Source organism: Agromyces mariniharenae (assembly GCF_008122505.1).
In the GTDB taxonomy this organism is placed as follows: domain Bacteria; phylum Actinomycetota; class Actinomycetes; order Actinomycetales; family Microbacteriaceae; genus Agromyces; species Agromyces mariniharenae.
The window spans coordinates 175447-192588 of the sequence record NZ_VSSB01000001.1 but is presented as its reverse complement, the minus strand read 5'-3'; the positions used below and the strand labels follow the sequence as shown (position 1 = coordinate 192588).

At 73.0% G+C, this 17142-nt stretch carries 18 protein-coding genes; 12 read left to right on the top strand and 6 right to left on the bottom strand.

The genetic code is table 11. From position 1 onward, the window contains the following. Window positions 1-92: 92 nt before the first annotated feature. Together FYC51_RS00925 and FYC51_RS00920 are read right to left on the bottom strand one after the other, a co-directional pair. On the bottom strand, window positions 93-1232 hold the full coding sequence (locus FYC51_RS00925) for a glycosyltransferase (RefSeq protein ID WP_148731833.1): 1140 nt from the start codon (window positions 1230-1232) through the stop codon (window positions 93-95). Continuing rightward, entirely contained in the window at window positions 1229-1834 is a 606-nt protein-coding gene (locus FYC51_RS00920) for a TetR/AcrR family transcriptional regulator (RefSeq protein WP_187432429.1), read from the bottom strand. The genes FYC51_RS00925 and FYC51_RS00920 overlap by 4 nt, the downstream gene beginning before the upstream one ends. A 164-nt stretch (window positions 1835-1998) precedes the next feature. Here FYC51_RS00920 and nusA point away from each other — a divergent pair, with 164 nt between their 5' ends. From nusA to rbfA, 4 genes are all read left to right on the top strand, one after another. Further along, window positions 1999-2997 carry a transcription termination factor NusA gene (nusA, locus tag FYC51_RS00915; RefSeq protein WP_148731831.1) on the top strand — a complete coding sequence of 333 codons (999 nt, stop codon included), beginning with the start codon at window positions 1999-2001 and terminating at the stop codon, window positions 2995-2997. Between the two features lie 45 nt (window positions 2998-3042). Next, on the top strand, window positions 3043-3288 hold the full coding sequence (locus FYC51_RS00910; protein ID WP_148731830.1) for a YlxR family protein: 246 nt from the start codon (window positions 3043-3045) through the stop codon (window positions 3286-3288). A gap of 87 nt (window positions 3289-3375) precedes the next feature. Then, window positions 3376-6129, top strand: a complete 2754-nt coding sequence (gene infB / locus FYC51_RS00905; RefSeq protein WP_148731829.1) for a translation initiation factor IF-2 — start codon at window positions 3376-3378, stop codon at window positions 6127-6129. Window positions 6130-6254: 125 nt separating this feature from the next. Beyond that, window positions 6255-6761 carry a 30S ribosome-binding factor RbfA gene (rbfA, locus tag FYC51_RS00900; protein WP_148731828.1) on the top strand — a complete coding sequence of 169 codons (507 nt, stop codon included), beginning with the start codon at window positions 6255-6257 and terminating at the stop codon, window positions 6759-6761. On the opposite strand, the gene FYC51_RS00895 is transcribed toward rbfA, so the two are convergent. After that, entirely contained in the window at window positions 6758-7693 is a 936-nt protein-coding gene (locus FYC51_RS00895; protein WP_148731827.1) for a LysR family transcriptional regulator, read from the bottom strand. The genes rbfA and FYC51_RS00895 overlap by 4 nt on opposite strands. Window positions 7694-7752: 59 nt before the next feature. After that, window positions 7753-8643 carry an A/G-specific adenine glycosylase gene (locus tag FYC51_RS00890; protein ID WP_187432428.1) on the bottom strand — a complete coding sequence of 297 codons (891 nt, stop codon included), beginning with the start codon at window positions 8641-8643 and terminating at the stop codon, window positions 7753-7755. Window positions 8644-8690: 47 nt separating this feature from the next. Here FYC51_RS00890 and FYC51_RS00885 point away from each other — a divergent pair, with 47 nt between their 5' ends. After that, window positions 8691-9293 carry a nucleoside/nucleotide kinase family protein gene (locus FYC51_RS00885; RefSeq protein WP_148731826.1) on the top strand — a complete coding sequence of 201 codons (603 nt, stop codon included), beginning with the start codon at window positions 8691-8693 and terminating at the stop codon, window positions 9291-9293. Between the two features lie 4 nt (window positions 9294-9297). Here FYC51_RS00885 and FYC51_RS00880 read toward each other — a convergent pair whose 3' ends face one another. Next, window positions 9298-10293 (bottom strand): ketopantoate reductase family protein, encoded by a 996-nt coding sequence (locus FYC51_RS00880; RefSeq protein ID WP_148731825.1) that lies wholly within the window; start codon window positions 10291-10293, stop codon window positions 9298-9300. A 57-nt stretch (window positions 10294-10350) separates the two neighbouring features. Here FYC51_RS00880 and truB point away from each other — a divergent pair, with 57 nt between their 5' ends. From truB to FYC51_RS00860, 4 genes are read left to right on the top strand one after another with little or no spacing between them, the layout of a single operon-like run. Then, window positions 10351-11259 (top strand): tRNA pseudouridine(55) synthase TruB, encoded by a 909-nt coding sequence (gene truB / locus FYC51_RS00875; RefSeq protein ID WP_420797206.1) that lies wholly within the window; start codon window positions 10351-10353, stop codon window positions 11257-11259. Beyond that, window positions 11256-11624 (top strand): hypothetical protein, encoded by a 369-nt coding sequence (locus FYC51_RS00870; protein WP_148731824.1) that lies wholly within the window; start codon window positions 11256-11258, stop codon window positions 11622-11624. Before truB ends, FYC51_RS00870 begins: the two co-directional genes overlap by 4 nt. 24 nt (window positions 11625-11648) lie before the next feature. Further along, a complete protein-coding gene (locus tag FYC51_RS00865; protein WP_148731823.1) occupies window positions 11649-12134 on the top strand; it encodes a hypothetical protein in 486 nt (161 codons plus the stop codon). After that, window positions 12131-13063 (top strand): bifunctional riboflavin kinase/FAD synthetase, encoded by a 933-nt coding sequence (locus FYC51_RS00860; protein WP_148731822.1) that lies wholly within the window; start codon window positions 12131-12133, stop codon window positions 13061-13063. The genes FYC51_RS00865 and FYC51_RS00860 overlap by 4 nt, the downstream gene beginning before the upstream one ends. Window positions 13064-13086: 23 nt before the next feature. On the opposite strand, the gene FYC51_RS00855 is transcribed toward FYC51_RS00860, so the two are convergent. Next, the gene (locus tag FYC51_RS00855; protein WP_148731821.1) at window positions 13087-13764 is read right to left on the bottom strand and encodes a hypothetical protein; all 678 of its coding nucleotides are present in this window, start codon (window positions 13762-13764) and stop codon (window positions 13087-13089) included. 23 nt (window positions 13765-13787) lie between these two features. Between FYC51_RS00855 and FYC51_RS00850 the strand changes: the two genes are divergently transcribed. From FYC51_RS00850 to deoC, 3 genes are all read left to right on the top strand, one after another. Then, window positions 13788-15002, top strand: coding sequence for an MFS transporter (locus tag FYC51_RS00850; protein ID WP_148731820.1), 1215 nt, complete (start codon window positions 13788-13790; stop codon window positions 15000-15002). 124 nt (window positions 15003-15126) lie between these two features. Next, the gene (locus FYC51_RS00845; RefSeq protein ID WP_148731819.1) at window positions 15127-16071 is read left to right on the top strand and encodes a sugar-binding transcriptional regulator; all 945 of its coding nucleotides are present in this window, start codon (window positions 15127-15129) and stop codon (window positions 16069-16071) included. 54 nt (window positions 16072-16125) lie between these two features. Beyond that, the gene (gene deoC, locus FYC51_RS00840) at window positions 16126-17133 is read left to right on the top strand and encodes a deoxyribose-phosphate aldolase (RefSeq protein WP_148731818.1); all 1008 of its coding nucleotides are present in this window, start codon (window positions 16126-16128) and stop codon (window positions 17131-17133) included. Window positions 17134-17142 lie beyond the last annotated feature (9 nt).

Here is a 17142-nt window from a genome sequence, read left to right as displayed (position 1 = left end):
GGGTGGCGGATGCGGGGGCATCCGCCATCCGCTGCGGCGGGCGGCCCTGGGGAGCAGCCGCCCGCCGCATTCCCCTCTCGTGCTCGGGGTGGTCAGGCGTCCTCGGGCGACCGCTCGGGCGAGCGCGCCTCCCGCCGCACGAGTGCGAGCAGCCGGTCGGATGCCGCGTCGGCCGCGTCGGCCGACCGGATGCGCCGCCCGAGGTCGGCCGCCGCGGCGGCCATGCCCTGATCGCCCAGCGCCCGCACGACGGCCTCCGCGACCTGCTCGGGACGAGCGCGCGGCGACAGCGCGACGCCCGCGCCCCTCCGCTCGATCGCGTTCGCGACCATCGGCTGGTCGGCGTGCGGGTTCATCGGGAGGATGACGAGCGGCAGGTCGTGTGCGAGGGCGGTCGAGGTCGTGGAGTGCCCGCCGTGGCCGATCACGAGCGCGGCCTCGGGGAGGACGTCGGCGTGCCGGCGCCGCTCGGCCCACTCGACGTTCGCCGGCAGGTCGATCGGCCGGTCGGGCACGATGCCGCCCGCGGTCACGAGCCCGCGCACGGGCAGCGACCCGAGCGCCGTCACGATGCGCTGGTAGGCGGACGTCTGGCCGGGCAGCCAGGTCGTGGACAGGCTGACGACGACGAGCGGAGGCCGGTCGGGATCGGGTCGTGCCGGCACACCCGTGTCGGTCGGTCCGACCCAGGCGGTGCCGGGCTCGCCGTCGCGCGCCGCCGGGTCGAGCGTCGCGTCGGCCGTCACGATGCGGGCGTCGGCGGCCTTCCACGCGGCACGCAGGTCGATCCCGCGGAGCCGGGAGACCACGCCGACGGGCCCGCCCGCGTACGCGCCGCGCCAGTAGGCGAGGAACGTGTGGAACAGCACCGCGTTCGGCACGCCGGCGTCGCGGGCACCGAGCACCGCCGATGCCGTGAGGCAGTCGACGAGCGCGACGTCGGTTCCGTCGGAGCGCAGGCGCGATGCGACCTCGCGCCGGAGGGGCCCGTCGGAACCGAGCCGGCTGAACTGCCCGAGCGTCGACGGCAGCGATCGCGGGATCGTGCAGTCCCAGTACGCGAGCGCGTCGAGCGGCTCGAACGCGGCGCCGGTCGCCGCGACGCGGTCGCGCTGGCGTTCGTGGCCGAGGACGCGCACGTCCTCGCCGCGTCGCACGAGCGTGCGGGCGATGTCGAGCATGGGCGGCGCGTTCCCGCCGGCGTCGACGGTCACGAGGGTGACGGACGTCATGCGCGTTCCCCTTCCATGATGTCGGCGAGCACGGATGCCACGAGGCGGTACATGCGCTCGCGCGTCGCCGCGCGGTCGAGGCCGCGGTCGCGCCGCAGCAGCTTCCAGGCGTAGAGGTCGGTGGCCACCACGAGCAGGTCGACCGCCTGGTCGCGGTCGGCGGCGTCGAGCGGGTCGAGGGCGGGAGCGAACACGCTCCGCACCCAGTCGCGGTGCAGCAGCTTGCCGGTCGCGGTGATCTCGGCGGCGACCGGCTCCCACGACTCCTGGGCGAGGAGCAGCAGCATGGTGTCGCCCCAGGCCTCGTAGTGCTCGGCGAGCACGTCGAGCGCAGCGTCGGCGTCGCCGACGGGCGTCGCTCGCTGGGCGACGACCTGCTCGCGTGCGCGGGTGGTCGCGGCGGTGAACAGGCCGTCGCGGCTGCCGTAGGCGCGGAGCACGGTCTGCACCGACACGCCCGCCCGGTCGGCGATCGCGGGGAGGGTGCACGCCGCGAGCGGGACCTCGCCGGCGAGGGCCACCGCCGCGTCGAGGATGCGCGCCCTGGTGCGGTCGGCCTCGGCCGCCCGGCCCCGCATGTCGTACGTCCGCGTCGTTTTCATGATGATGTCCATTAACACGGATTCCACGGTTCATGTCAATGGGTGTTCACATGGAAATCATGGACCCTGGCCCCGGATGACGGTCGTCCCGACATTCCGGTACGGTAGAGAGTCGTCCGCTCCGGGTTCGAAGCGGCATGAGAGCTGAATAGAGGAGGCCGGCGATGGACATCGACCTCAGCGTGCTCCGCATGATGGAGCGCGAGAAGGAGATCCCGTTCGACGAACTGGTGGAGATCATCGAGCAGGCGATCCTCATGGCCTACTTGAAGCACACCAACCCCGGCCAGCACGGGCACGCGAACCCCACGGGCGCCCGCGCGCACCTCGACCGCAAGACGGGGCACGTCTCCATCTACGTGCCCGAGTACGACGAGGAGGGCAACGTCATCGGCGAGGCCGAGGACAGCCCCAGCGACTTCGGCCGCATCGCCGCGTTCGCGGCGAAGCAGGTCATCAACCAGCGGCTTCGCGACCTCGCCGACGACGCCGTGCTCGGCGAGTTCCGCGGTCGCGAGGGCGACATCGTCGCCGGCGTCATCCAGCAGGGCCCCAACCCGCGCATGGTGCACATCGACCTCGGCACGGTCGAGGCGATCCTGCCTCCCGAGGAGCAGGTGCCCGGCGAGGAGTACCCGCACGGCCAGCGCATCCGCGTCTACGTGACGAGCGTCGCGAAGGGCGCGAAGGGCCCGTCGATCACGGTGTCGCGCACCCACCCCGCACTCGTGCGCAAGCTGTTCGCCCTCGAGGTGCCCGAGATCGCATCGGGCGTCGTCGAGATCGTGTCGCTCGCCCGCGAGGCCGGCCACCGCACCAAGATCGCCGTGCGCGCGAACCAGCCGGGGGTGAACGCCAAGGGCGCTGCGATCGGCGAGCTCGGCCAGCGCGTGCGAGCGGTCACGGCCGAGCTCGGGGCGGAGAAGATCGACATCGTCGACTGGTCGGACGACCTCGCCACCTTCGTCGCGAGCGCCCTCTCGCCCGCAAAGGTGACGAGCGCCTTCGTCATCGACGAGCAGACCCGCGCCGTGCGCGCCCTGGTTCCCGACTACCAGCTGTCCCTCGCCATCGGCAAGGAGGGCCAGAACGCGCGCCTCGCGGCGAAGCTCACGGGCGCGAAGATCGACATCCAGCCCGACTCGATCCTCGAGTCGAACTGACCCGCGAGCCGGGCGTCGCCGGGCCGCCTGGCGGGGAGGTGTAGGATGGAACCCGTCAGAACGTGCATCGGATGCCGTTCGCGCGCCCCGCGATCCTCCCTTCTGAGGGTCGTCTCCCAGAACTCCCACGTCGTAGCGGATGCTTCGGCCGTGCTTCCGGGGAGGGGCGCGTGGCTGCATCCGACGCTCGAGTGCTACCGGCTCGCCGTGCGGAAGCGCGCCTTCGGGCGCGCGCTGCGCATTCGCGGCGAGGTGGACACCAGCAACGTAGAGAACAGGCTGAACGGCTAATGGACAACTCATGAGCGGCTCGAAATGAGACCCGTCCGCCATTGATGGTCCGCCCCTGTCCGGGGGTGGGCCCGGAACAGGAGAGAAGTGGCTGCCAAACCACGCGTACACGAGATCGCATCCGAACTCGGTGTCGACAGCAAGATCGCCCTTGAGAAGCTCAAGGAGATGGGCGAGTACGTCAAGGGACCCTCGTCCAGCATCGAACCCCCCGTCGCCCGCAAGCTGCGGGCGGCGCTCGAGGCGGCTGGAGCCGCCGCGAAGGCCGCGCCCGCGGCGGCGGCCAAGCCCGCGACCGCAGCGAAGCCCGGCCCCAAGCCGGCGCCGAAGCCGGCACCCCAGGCCGCACCGGCTGCTCCGGCAGCCGACGCGCCGATGACGGTCGCCGAGCGCCAGGCCCAGGCTGAGGAGAAGGCGGCGCAGGCCGCCGCCACGAAGCCGGCCGAGGCGCCCGCAGCACCCGCCGCGGCGGCATCCGACGTGGCCAAGCCGGCCGCGCCGAAGCCCAGTGGTGCGATCCCGCGCCCGGCCCCCCGCCCCGGCGCCCCGCGTCCCGGCAACAACCCGTTCTCGAGCTCGCAGGGCATGGGCTCGCGCCCGGCCCAGCCGCGCCCCGGGAACAACCCGTTCTCCAGCTCGCAGGGCATGGGCCAGCGTCCGAACCCGGGCAACATCCCGCGGCCGCAGGCTCCTCGCCCCGGCTCGCCGCGTCCCGGCGCACCCCGTCCCGGGGGCGCAGGCGGCGGTCGTCCCGGCGGCTTCCAGCGCCCCGGCGGTGGCGGCGGCGCCGGTGCCGGCGCACGTCCGGGCGGTCCCGGCGCGGGCGGCGGCTTCCAGCGCCCCGGCGGCGGCTTCGGCGGCCCGCGTCCCGCGGGCGGCGGCGGTCGTGGTCGCGGCCCCGGCGGCGGCACGGCAGGTGCGTTCGGTCGCGGCGGCGGCAAGTCCAAGGCCCGCAAGTCGAAGCGCACGAAGCGGCAGGAATTCGAGATGCGGGAGGCCCCGTCGCTGGGCGGCGTGAGCGTCCCCCGCGGCGACGGCAACACCGTCATCCGACTGCGCCGTGGCGCCTCCATCTCCGACTTCGCCGACAAGATCGACGCGAACCCCGGTTCGCTCGTCACGGTGCTCTTCCACCTCGGTGAGATGGCCACCGCGACCGAGTCGCTCGACGAGGCCACGTTCGAGGTGCTCGGCGCCGAGCTGGGCTACAAGATCCAGGTCGTCTCGCCCGAGGACGAGGACAAGGAGCTCCTCGAGGGCTTCGACATCGACCTCGACCAGGAGCTCGAGGACGAGACCGACGAGGTGCTTGAGCAGCGTCCGCCGGTCGTCACCGTCATGGGCCACGTCGACCACGGCAAGACGCGCCTCCTCGACGCGATCCGCAACGCCAACGTGGTGGCGGGCGAGGCCGGCGGCATCACCCAGCACATCGGTGCGTACCAGGTGCACACCGAGCACGAGGGCGTCGACCGGGCCATCACCTTCATCGACACCCCGGGTCACGAGGCGTTCACCGCCATGCGTGCCCGTGGTGCGCAGGTGACCGACATCGCGATCCTCGTGGTCGCGGCCGACGACGGCATCATGCCGCAGACGATCGAGGCACTGAACCACGCGCAGTCGGCCAACGTGCCGATCGTGGTCGCGGTGAACAAGATCGACAAGCCCGACGCGAACCCGGCGAAGGTGCGCCAGCAGCTCACCGAGTTCGGCCTCGTGGCCGAGGAGTACGGCGGCGACGTCATGTTCGTCGACGTGTCGGCTCGCGAGAACATCGGCATCCAGGAGCTGCTCGACGCGGTCCTCCTCACCGCCGACGCCGGGCTCGACCTGCGTGCCAACCCCGACAAGGACGCGCGCGGCGTGGCCATCGAGGCGAAGCTCGACAAGGGCCGCGGCGCCGTGGCGACCGTGCTCATCCAGTCGGGCACGCTCCGTGTCGGCGACGCGATCGTGGCGGGCACCGCCTACGGCCGCGTTCGTGCGATGGCCGACGAGAACGGCGACCCCGTGGCCGCCGCGACCCCGTCGCGCCCGGTGCAGGTGCAGGGCCTCTCGACGGTCCCGCGCGCGGGCGACACCTTCCTCGTCACCGAGGAGGACCGCACCGCCCGCCAGATCGCCGAGAAGCGCGAGGCCGCCGAGCGCAACGCCCAGCTGGCCAAGGCTCGCAAGCGCATCTCGCTCGAGGACTTCACCCGTGCGCTCGAAGAGGGCAAGGTCGAGGCGCTCAACCTCATCATCAAGGGCGACGTGTCGGGTGCCGTGGAGGCGCTCGAGGAGTCGCTCATGAAGATCGAGGTCGACGACTCGGTGCAGCTGCGCATCCTCCACCGCGGTGTGGGTGCCGTCACCGAGAGCGACATCGACCTGGCGACGATCGACAACGCGATCGTCATCGGGTTCAACGTCCGCCCCGATGTGAAGGCGCGCGAGCGCGCCGCCCGCGAGGGCGTCGACGTGCGCTTCTACAACGTCATCTACAACGCGATCGACGACATCGAGAACTCGCTCAAGGGCATGCTGAAGCCCGAGTTCGAAGAGGTGCAGTCGGGTGTCGCCGAGATCCGCGAGGTGTTCCGCTCCTCGAAGTTCGGCAACATCGCCGGTGTCATCGTGCGGTCGGGAACGATCACGCGCAACGCCAAGGCGCGCGTCATCCGCGACGGCGTCGTGGTCGGCGACAACCTGGCCATCGAGTCGCTGCGCCGGTTCAAGGACGACGTCACCGAGGTCCGCACGGACTTCGAGGCGGGTATCGGCCTCGGCAAGTACAACGACATCCAGGTCGGAGACGAGATCGAGACGATCGAGCTGCGCGAGAAGCCTCGCGCCTGATCGTGGCTGGGACGGGGCTCCCGGATCTTCCCTTCGGGTGAAGAACGGGGGCCCCTACCCCGATTCACATCGAGGCGGTCACGGCGGCGAAGCCGTCGCGACCTTGCCACGAAAGGAGTTACATCATGGCCGACCCGCAGCGGGCCAGGAAGCTGGCCGACCGCATCAAGGAGATCGTCGCGCGCCGGCTCGACAAGGGGCTGCGCGACCCGCGACTCGGGTTCGTGACGATCACGGACGTCCGCGTCACGGGCGACCTGCAGCACGCGAGCATCTTCTACACCGTCTACGGCACCGACGAGGAGCGTCGCGACTCCGCGGCGGCCCTCAAGGCCGCGACGGGGATGCTCCGCACCGAGGTCGGGCGCAACATCACCGCGCGCATCACGCCCTCGCTCGAGTTCATCGCCGACGCGATCCCCGAGAACGCCGAGCACATCGAGGCGCTCCTGCGCGAGGCGCGTGTGCGCGACGAGGAGGTCACGGCCCTGGCGTCGACGGCCGCCTATGCGGGCGACGCCGATCCGTACGTGAAGCCGCGCGACGCCGAGGACGACCTCGACGAGCTCGGCGAGATCGACGACGAGGCATCCGACCTCAGCGACGACGCCGAGCTCGGCGGCGCGCGCTAGAACGCAGCCTCAGCAGCACCGCGCGGCCGTCCGAGGAGCTGGTCCTCGACGGCCGCGATGCGCGCCCGCAGCGCCTCGATGAACGCGAGCGCCGTCGGCTGCCGCAGCGCCTCGGGGCGGCAGACGAGCCAGTACGGCAGGTGCTGGTCGATCTCGTCGGGGAACAGCCGCACGAGGTCGTCGTGCCGGTCGGCGAGGAACGCCGGCAGCAGGCCGAACCCGGCACCCGATCGCGTGGCGTCGACGTGCACGTACACGTTCGTGCTCGACACTGCGTCGACCATCTCGCGCGTCGGCGTGCGCGCCTCGTCGAGGGCGTCGACCTGCAGCATCGACTCGATGAAGTACACGAGCGGCGCACCGGCGAGCTCTGCCGGCGAGGCGGGGATGCCGGAGCGCGCGAGGAAGTCGCGGCTCGCGTAGAGCCCGAGCGCGTAGTCCGCGAGGTGGATCGCCTCGGCGCGGTGCACGTGCGGGCGGCCGACCACCACCTCGAGGTCGACGCCGACGCGCTGCTGCGCCGCGCGCCGCGTGGTCGAGACGATCTCGAGGGAGACATCGGGGTGCTCGCGGCGCACGGCGACGATCGCCGGCGACGCGATGAACCCGCTGAAGCCGTCGGTGGCGCTCAGGCGCACGACGCCCGAGAGGCGCGGGCGGTCGGGCGCGAGCTCGCCGAGCGCGCGCTCCACGCCCTCGGCCGCGGTGATGGCGTGCTCGCCGAGCGGCGTGAGCACCCAGCCGGCGGCACCGCGGGCCAGCACCCGTCCGCCGAGCGCATCCTCGAGCGCCGAGATCCGCCGCGCGATGGTCGTGTGGTTGAGCCCGAGCTCGGTGGCGGCGGCCGTGTAGCGACCCGCCCGTGCGACGGCGAGCAGCACGAGGAGGTCGTCGGGGCTCGGCCGGCGCCCGGGCAGCGTCGTCACGGACATCCCTGCATCCTCGCATACCCCACGATACCGTCGGCCCGCCCGACCGACCCGTCCCTGCCTCAGGCCGAGGGCAGCCCGAGGCCGCCCTGCGGGTCCGCCACCGCGAGCCCGTCGGCGACGAGCCCGTCGATCGCGCGGTCGAGCTGCGCGGCGTCCGCCCACAGGCCCGTGAGCTCGTCGCGCGCGACGGGGCGGTGGGCCGCGCGGAGCTCGCGCATCACGAGCCCGCGCACCTGGCGGTCGGACCCCTCGAAGCGCGCCTGCACGGCCTTGCGTGGACCGTCGTATGCCGGATACCCGGCCAGCCGCCAGGCACAGGATGCCGCGATGGGGCACGCGTCGCAGTCGGGCGAGCGCGCGGTGCAGACCGTCGCCCCGAGCTCCATCGCCGCCGCGTTGAACACGCGCGCCGCGGCATCCGTCGCGGGCAGGAGCGCCGACATCTCGGCGAGGTCGCGCGCGGTCGACGGCGGGCCGGGCTGCGCCTGCCCGAGCACCGCCCGTGCGATGACGCGGCGGGTGTTGGTGTCGACCACCGGATGCCGCCGGCCGAACGCGAAGGCCGCGATCGCGCGTGCCGTGTACGGGCCGATGCCGTGCAGCGCGAGGAGCGCGTCGAGGTCGTCGGGCACCTCGCCGCCGTGCCGCTCGACGATCTCGACCGCGGCGCGATGCAGCCAGAGCGCGCGGCGCGGATAGCCGAGCCGGTCCCACGCGCGCACGGACTCGGACGGCGGCTCGGACGCGAGCGCGGCGGGCGTGGGCCAGCGCCGGATCCACGCCTCCCACTTCGGCACGACGCGCGCCACCTGCGTCTGCTGCAGCATGAACTCGCTCACGAGCACGGCCCACGGCGACACCTCGGCGGCCCGCCACGGCAGCGGCCGCGCGGCATCCGCGAACCAGGCGTTGAGCGCCGTCGCCAGGTCGGGGGAGGGCGGGCGCGGCACTCAGCCAGCCTATGCCCGGCCGGATGCCGCGCGGCTAGGCTCGAGCCATGGAGCTCGTCACCACGCCCCGCGTCACGTTCCTGCGCACGCTCGCCGACGAGATCCTCCAGCACTACGGCCGCGGACGCATGATCGTCGCGATCGACGGGCCGCTGCGTAGCGGCAAGACCGCCTTCGCCGACGACCTCGCGGCGGTGCTCCGCGAGCGCGGCCACCGCGTGTTCCGGGCGAGCATGGAGCGCTTCCACCGCTCGCGCGCGGCGCAGGCCGAGTACGGCGACGACACGCCGGAGCGCTACTACGGCTACGGGTTCGACGAGTCGGCGCTGCGCCGCGTGCTCGTCGAGCCGTTCCGGATGGGCGGGTCGACGGCGTTCGTCACGGCTGTCTTCGACCCCGCGCGCGATGCGTGGATCGCCCCGAAGTGGATCACCGGCCCGGCCGACGCGATCCTCCTGCTCGACGGGCGCTTCGTGCTGCGCCCGCGGCTCGCCGACCTCTGGGACGTGCGCATCGCGCTCGACGGCGACCCGGTCGACCCGGCCGACGTCGTCGCCTACGCCGAGGCGGATCCGCGGCTCGTGGCGTCGGCCGTCATCGAAGACCGCGACCCCGACCACCCGAAGCGGCGGTTCCTCGACAGCTGCTGACTCCTCACTGCGGCACCTCGGCGAGCACCCGCTCATCGGGCAGGAACTCGCCGATCCGCTCCACCTCGTGCACGAGCACGGTGAGCGCCTCGTTCACCGGCGCGTCGAGCTCGGCCAGGATGGCCTCGCGCACGACGGCGCCGTTGAGGTGGTCGACCTCGGTCGGCTGCCCGCGCCGCACGCTCTGCTGCGTCGAGCCGAGGTTGGGCACGTTGCCCATGCGCACGCCCATCATCCACGGCAGCACCTGCCCGATGGCCACGGGGACCCGGGCGAAGAGCCGCAGGCGCGCGTTCGAGAGCCCCTGCAGCGAACCGAAGCGGATGCCGCGGGCGATCCCCACCCGCACGGTCTCGCGCATCGACGCGGCGACCACGCGCCGCAGGCGGCGGTCGCGCAGCACGTCCTGCACGCTGCGGCCGACGATCGCGGGCACCGCGTTGAGCATGTTCACGACGAGCTTCGTCCACTGCGCGCCGCGGAAGTTCTCGATCGCGATCACGGGGACCGCTTCGGAGAGGATCGCGGCGATGCGCCGGCTCTCGTCGTCGGCGGGGCCGCCGCCCCGGCCGAGGTAGCTCGCGGCGGTCGTGGTCACGCGCACGACGCCGGGCTCGGTGTAGTTGGCGGCGATGATCGAGAGCACGCCCACGCACGTCGAGTGCGGCAGGAACCGCTCTGCCGTCTGCACGCCGTCGAGCCCGTTCTGCACGACGACGACCGGTACGCCGTCGATGAGCTCGGCGTGACGACCGAGTGCGAGCGGGGCGTCCTGCGCCTTCGTGCACAGGAGCACGAGCTCGGGCCGTTCGGTCAGCACCTCGACGGCGGCGACCCGTGCGTGCACCTCGCCGTACCCGCCCGAGAGCCGGATGCCGTCGGCTCGGATCGCCTCGAGCCCCGACCCGCGTGCCGTGACCTCCACGTCGTGCCCGGCGCGCGCCAGCAGCGCGGCGAAGGTGCCTCCGAGCGCACCCGCGCCGATGATGCCGATCCTCACCCTCCCAGCGTAGGTGCGGTGCCGCCCGCGTCCCGCCGCGCTGTTAGCCTGTACGGCGTGAACAGCGGCATCCTCCTCGTCGACAAGCCGCAGGGAATCACCAGCCACGACGTCGTCGCGCGCACGCGACGGCTGGCCGGCACCCGCAAGGTCGGGCACGCGGGCACCCTCGACCCCATGGCGACGGGCCTGCTCATCCTCGGCGTCGGGTCGGCGACGCGCCTCCTGCACCACCTCGTCGGGCTCGACAAGGAGTACCTCGCGACCATGCGGCTCGGCTGGGACACCACGACCGACGACGCAGAGGGGGAGCCGCTCGCCGCGGCATGCGCCGACCGCGTCGCCGCCGCCGACGAGGCGGTCGTGCGCGAGGCGATGCGAGCCTGGACCGGCGACATCGAGCAGGTGCCGAGCACCGTGAGCGCCGTGAAGGTCGCCGGCCGGCGAGCCTACCAGCGGGCCCGCGACGGCGAGGCCGTCGAGCTGCAGGCTCGGCCCGTCACCGTCTCCGCGTTCGACCTGCTCGCGCTGCGGCCCGGCGACGGACACGTCGACGTCGACGTGCGAGTGGCGTGCTCCTCGGGCACGTACGTGCGTGCGCTCGCCCGTGACGTGGGCGCCGACCTCGGCACCGGCGGGCACCTCACGGCGCTGCGCCGCACGCGCATCGGTGCGTTCGGGGTCGCCGAGGCATCCGTGCTCGACGGGCTCGACGTGGCTGAGGTCATCCTGAGCCCGGCGGATGCCGCACGCCGCACGCTCCCGGTTGCGTCGATCAGCGCGCAGGAGGCCGTCGACCTCGGGCACGGCAAGCGCATCACGGCGCCCGGCGAGCTCGCGACGGCGTCGAGCGGCACCCCGATCGCCGCGATCGACCCCGGCGACCGGCTCGTCGCGATCGTCGAGCGGCGCGGTGCGGAGCTCAAGGTCGTCACCGGATTCCCGGCCGAGGAGGCATCGGCATGATCGAGTGGTTCGCCTGGGTGCAGGTCGGCGTCGCAGTGGTCGCGGGCGTGCTGTGCCTGACGCTGGGCTTCGCGGGCCGCGTCCCGAGCGACCTCACGAACGGGGCCCTCGTGCTCGTGGAGCTGCTGCTGCTCGTGCAGCTCGTGGTCGCGCTCCTCGCGCCGCTGTTCGGCAACGAGCCGACGGGCAGCGTGCTCGAGTTCTACACGTACCTCGTGGGCGCGCTGCTGCTGCCGCCGGCCGCCGTGTTCTGGGCGTTGCTCGAGCGCAGCCGCTGGAGCACCGTCGTGCTCGGCGTGGCCGCGCTCAGCGTCGCCGTGATGGTCTACCGCATGCTGCAGATCTGGACCGTGCAGCAGGCGTAGCCGCGAATGAGAGAATCGAACGACATGACTGACGTGCGGAGTGCCCGGCCCGAGGCGGATCGCGGGCGGCGGATGAGCGGCATCGGGCGCGTGCTCGTGGCCGTCTACGGCGTGCTCGCGCTCGCCGCGGTCGGCCGCTCGTTCGTGCAGATCGCGACGAAGTTCGACGAGGCGCCGCTCGCCTACGCGCTCTCCGCGCTCGCAGCGGTCGTCTACGTGGTCGCGACCATCGCCCTCGTGCGGTCGGGGCGCGGCTGGTACCGCATCGCGTGGGCGACGCTCGTGTTCGAGTTCACGGGCGTGATCGTCATCGGCGCGCTGAGCGTCGTCTACCCCGAGCTGTTCCCGCACGACACGGTCTGGTCGTGGTTCGGGCGCGGCTACCTGTTCATCCCGCTCGTGCTGCCCGTGCTCGGCATGTGGTGGCTCGCGAAGCACCGCCCGGTCGCCGACCCGGCCACCCCGTCCGACCCCTCGTCCGCCGCCGGCTCGGGGGCGGATGCCGCGTGAAGACGTTCAAGGGCCTCGACGCGGTGCCCGAGGGCTTCGGCCCGAGCGCCGTCACGATCGGCAAGTTCGACGGCGTGCACAACGGCCATCGCGCGGTCATCGACCGCATCCGGCGCATCGCAGCCGCCGACGACCTCCGCTCGGTCGTCGTCACGTTCGACCGCAACCCCCTCGCGCTGCTCGCGCCCGACAAGTGCCCCGACCCGCTCGTGAGCGTGCGGCAGAAGCTCGAGCTGCTGGGCTCGACCGGCATCGACGCCACGCTGCTGCTCCCGTTCGACCGCGCGCTCGCGTCGGTGCCCGCCACCGAGTTCGTCGAGCGCGTGCTCGTCGACACGCTCGGCGCGAAGGCCGTGCTCGTCGGCCGCGACTTCCGCTACGGCGCGCGCGGCGCGGGCGACGTGAAGCTGCTGCAGGACCTCGGCCACACGTTCGGCTTCACGGTCGAGGTGGTCGACGACGTGGCGCCCGAAGACGGCCGCCGCGTGTCGTCGACCTGGATCCGGGAACTCCTCGCCGAGGGCGATGTGCGCCACGCCACGCGCCTGCTCGGGCACGCGCCGACGGTGTCGGGCATCGTCGTGCACGGCGCCAAGCGCGGCCGTGAGCTCGGATTCCCGACCGCGAACCTCACGCCCGAGTCCGAGGGACTGATCCCGGCCGACGGCGTCTACGCGGGCTGGCTCACCGACGCGGGCACACGGTACCCGGCGGCCATCTCGGTGGGCGACAACCCGACGTTCGAGGGCGTGCCGAAGAAGCAGGTCGAGGCCTACGTGCTCGACCGCGAGCTCGACCTCTACGACCACGTGGTCGACGTCGAGTTCGTCGAGCGCCTGCGCGGCATGGTCGCGTTCACGAGCATTCCCGACCTCATCGAGACGATGCACGGCGACGTCGATCGCGCGCGCGAGCTCCTCGCGGACTGAGGCGGGGCGCGGTCGCCGGGCCGTCAGGCGTCGGCGCCGTCGCCGAGCTCGCCCTGCCGTGCGGGTCGCGGTGCCCGCGTGCCGATGCCGGCGAGGAAGCGGATGAGCTCGTGGGCCGTGCCGACGAGCACCGGTCCGTGCCCGATGGTCCACGCGGCATCCGTCGCATGGAGGCTGTGACCCGAGATCACCGCCTTGATCGGGGTGGGTGCGGCCGCGGCGCGTCGCAGGGCCACGGCCCCCGAGGCGAGCGCGGGCACGGCGATGGGGGAGCGGAGCGCGTCGCCGATGCGCACCGCCGCCACGACCGCGTCGTCGAGCTCGACGAGCCGCGTCGGCTGCGGGCGCTCGGCGATGGCGACGGCCCGGGCCTCGAGTGCGGCCGCGGCATCCGCGGGGCCCTCGACCCGGACGTCGCTCGCCGGCGCGCGGCCGCCCATGCCGAGCGCGTGCTGCGCCGACTCGAGCGCGCGCCGCGCGGGCGCCCGGTCGAAGCCCGCGACGAGCTCGGCAACGGCCTCGGCGACCGTCGTCGCGTCGTCGTCGGCGTGCGCCGTCCACGCGTCGTCGCCGGCGCTGCGCAGGGCGGTCGCAATGGTGCGGAGGACCGTCGCGGTGGGCTCGCGGCGGTCGCTCGTGACGCCGCGCTCGTCGACGCGCGGGCGCTGGCTCAGCGGCAGGTAGCGGGCGAAGTCGGCCACGCCTCCAGCCTAGACTCGTGTGGGTGAAGCCGACCGCGCCCCGTCCGCTCTGGGCCGGGCGGTCGCTGGCGCTCATCGGCATCGTGCTCGTCGCGTTCAACCTGCGCACCGCGGTGGCGTCGCTCTCGCCGATCCTCACGATCCTCGAACGCGACGTGACGCTCGCGCCCGCCGTCGTCGGGCTGCTCGGCATGCTGCCGCCGCTCTGCTATGCGATCTTCGGCATCCTGACGCCGCTCATCGCGAAGCGGTTCGACCTCGAGCCGACGCTCGTCGTCGCGCTCGCCGCGCTGACGGTCGGCCTGCTCGGCCGCGGCCTCGCGGGCGACGCGCTCTGGCTCGTGCTGGCGAGCACGCTCACGTTCGCGGCGATCGGCGTCGGCAACGTGCTGCTGCCCCCGCTCGTGAAGCGGTACTTCCCCGATCGCGTCGGCCTGCTGACGGCGGTCTACGTCACCGCCCTGTCGGTGAGCACCTTCGTCCCGCCCCTCGTCGCCGTGCCGGTGGCGGATGCCTCGGGCTGGCGCGTCTCGCTCGGGGAGTGGGCCTTCGTGGCGGTGCTGTCGCTCGTGCCGTGGATCGCGATCATGCTGCGTCCCCACGTCGACCAGGCGGCCGACCTGCCCGAGGAGGCGGAGCGCGGACTGCTCCGCTACGCGGTGCGCTCGCCGCTCGCGTGGGCGCTCGCGATCCTGTTCACGATCCCGGGCATCAACGCCTACGCGATGTTCGCGTGGATCCCGCCGATCCTGCACGACATCGCCGGCACCACGCCGGCCCAGGCCGGTGCACTGCTCTCGCTGTTCGCCGCGATGGGGCTGCCTGCGAGCATCATCGTGCCGATCGTGGCGGCGCGCTGGGGCCACGTCAAGCTGCTCGTGGGCATCGCGATCGTGTCGTTCGTCGCGGGCTACCTCGGGCTGCTGCTCGCGCCGGCGACGGCGACCTGGCTCTGGGTCGCGCTCATCGGCAACGGCCCGCTGCTCTTCCCGCTCACGCTCGTGCTCGTCAACCTGCGCACCCGCACGCACGCGGGCTCGGTGGCGCTCTCGGGGTTCGTGCAGTCGGTCGGCTACCTCATCGTGGCGATCGGGCCGCTCGCGGTGGGCCTCCTGCACGAGGCCGTCGGCGGGTGGACGTGGCCGCTCCTGTTCCTGCTCGCGACGATCGTCCCCGCCGCGATCGCCGGGGTCGTCGCGGCGCGTCCGCGGTACTTCGAGGACGAGCGCGCCCGGTAGGGGTCCGAGCGACGTGCGTCGGCGCGCGGCATCCGCTCGCCGACTGCTCATATGAGCAGGATCGCCCGCGAGTGTTGCCGATGAGCGACGGCCTGCCTACGCTGGATGCGGCGAAGGGACACGTGTGGACGAGATCGACGAACTCCTCTCGATCCGGGCTGCCGAGCTCTACTACGAGGAGAACAAGACCCAGGACGAGATCGGCCAGGCGCTCCGGCTCACCCGCTGGAAGGTCGGGCGGCTGCTCGCGCAGGCCAAGCAGCGCGGGTTCATCCGCATCGAGATCCTGCATCCGCGGGCCCGTCGCCTGCCCATCGAGCGGCGGCTGCGCGACGAGCGCGGGCTCACCGACGCCATCGTGGTGTCGACCGCGGGCGTGCACTCGCCCGAGGAGCTGCAGGAGCGCACGGCGCAGGCGGCCGCCGACTACCTGACGGCGCTGCGCCCCGTGCCCCGCACGCTCGGCGTGAGCTGGGGCCGCACCCTCTTCGAGATCTCGCAGCACCTGCGCAACGGCTGGGCGACCGGCGTCAACGTCGTGCAGATCAACGGCGGCGTGAGCCTCAATCGCCGGGCCGGCACCGCCGCGGCCACCGCCGTGGGCATCGCGCAGAAGGGCGGCGGCAGCGCCACCCTGCTGCCGAGCCCCGCCATCCTCGAGCGCCTCGCGACGAAGGAGGCCATCGAGGCCGACCGTGTCGTCGCGGGCGTCATCGAGCTCGCCCGTTCGGCCGATGCCTACCTGTTCAGCGCGGGCGCCGCCGACCACAACTCCGTGCACGTCGAGAGCGGCTACCTCTCGGGCGCCGACGTCGACGTGCTGGTGCAGAAGGGGGCCGTCGGCGACGTCGTCGGCCGCTACATCGACTCCGACGGCAATATCGTCGACCCCGCACTCGACGCCCGCACGGTCGGGCTCACGCTCGACGAGCTGCGCAGCTCGCCGCTCGCGATCGCCGTGATCGCGGGCGAGGCCAAGCACGCCGTCGCCGACGCGGTCGTGCGCTCGGGGCTCTGCTCGGTGCTCGTCACCGACGAGGCCACCGCCCTCCACCTCCTCGACGGCTGAGCTCCCGCGACCCGGGCCGGCCCAGCACACCTCAACGAAAGCCAGGTCACCACCATGTCAGGCACCTCCCTCGTCACCGCCCGGGAGCGCGCGCTCGCCGTGCTCGGCGGCGAACCCGACGACGCCACGCTCGGGCGCTACCTGCACGGCATCTCGGGCGTCGACGCCGTCGGCCTCGAGCAGCGCGCCGCGTCGCTCGCCACCCGCTCGATCAAGACCTCGTCCAAGCGCTGGGCGCTCGACAAGATCATCACGCTCATCGACCTCACGACGCTCGAGGGCGCCGACACCCCCGGCAAGGTGCGCTCGCTCGTCGCCAAGGCGATGACCCCCGACCCGTCGGATGCCACGACCCCGCGCGTCGCCGCGGTGTGCGTGTACGGCGACATGGTGCCGTTCGCGATCGACGCGCTCGGCTCGGTGCACGGCGACCCCGACGACGGCCTCATCTCGGTCGCGGCCGTGGCCACCGCGTTCCCGAGCGGCCGCTCGTCGCTCGAGATCAAGCTCGCCGACACGGCCGAGGCCGTCGCCGCGGGTGCCGACGAGATCGACATGGTCATCGACCGGGGCGCATTCCTCGCCGGCCGCTACGGCGAGGTGTTCGACCAGATCGCCGCCGTCAAGGAGGCGTGCCGCCGGCCCGACGGCACGAGCGCGAGCCTCAAGGTGATCCTCGAGACCGGCGAGCTCGTGACGTACGACAACGTGCGCCGCGCGTCGTGGCTCTCGATCCTCGCGGGCGGCGACTTCATCAAGACCTCCACGGGCAAGGTGCAGCCGGCGGCCACGCTCCCGGTCACGCTCCTCATGCTCGAGGTCGTGCGCGACTGGCACCTGATGACCGGCCAGCGCATCGGCGTGAAGCCCGCGGGCGGCATCCGCGCCTCGAAGGACGCGATCCGCTACCTCGTGACCGTCGCCGAGACGGTCGGCGAGGAGTGGCTCGTGCCGCACCTGTTCCGCTTCGGCGCGTCGAGCCTCCTCAACGACGTGCTGCTTCAGCGCCAGAAGATGACCACCGGACACTACTCCGGACCCGACTACGTGACGATCGACTGAGACGAGCAC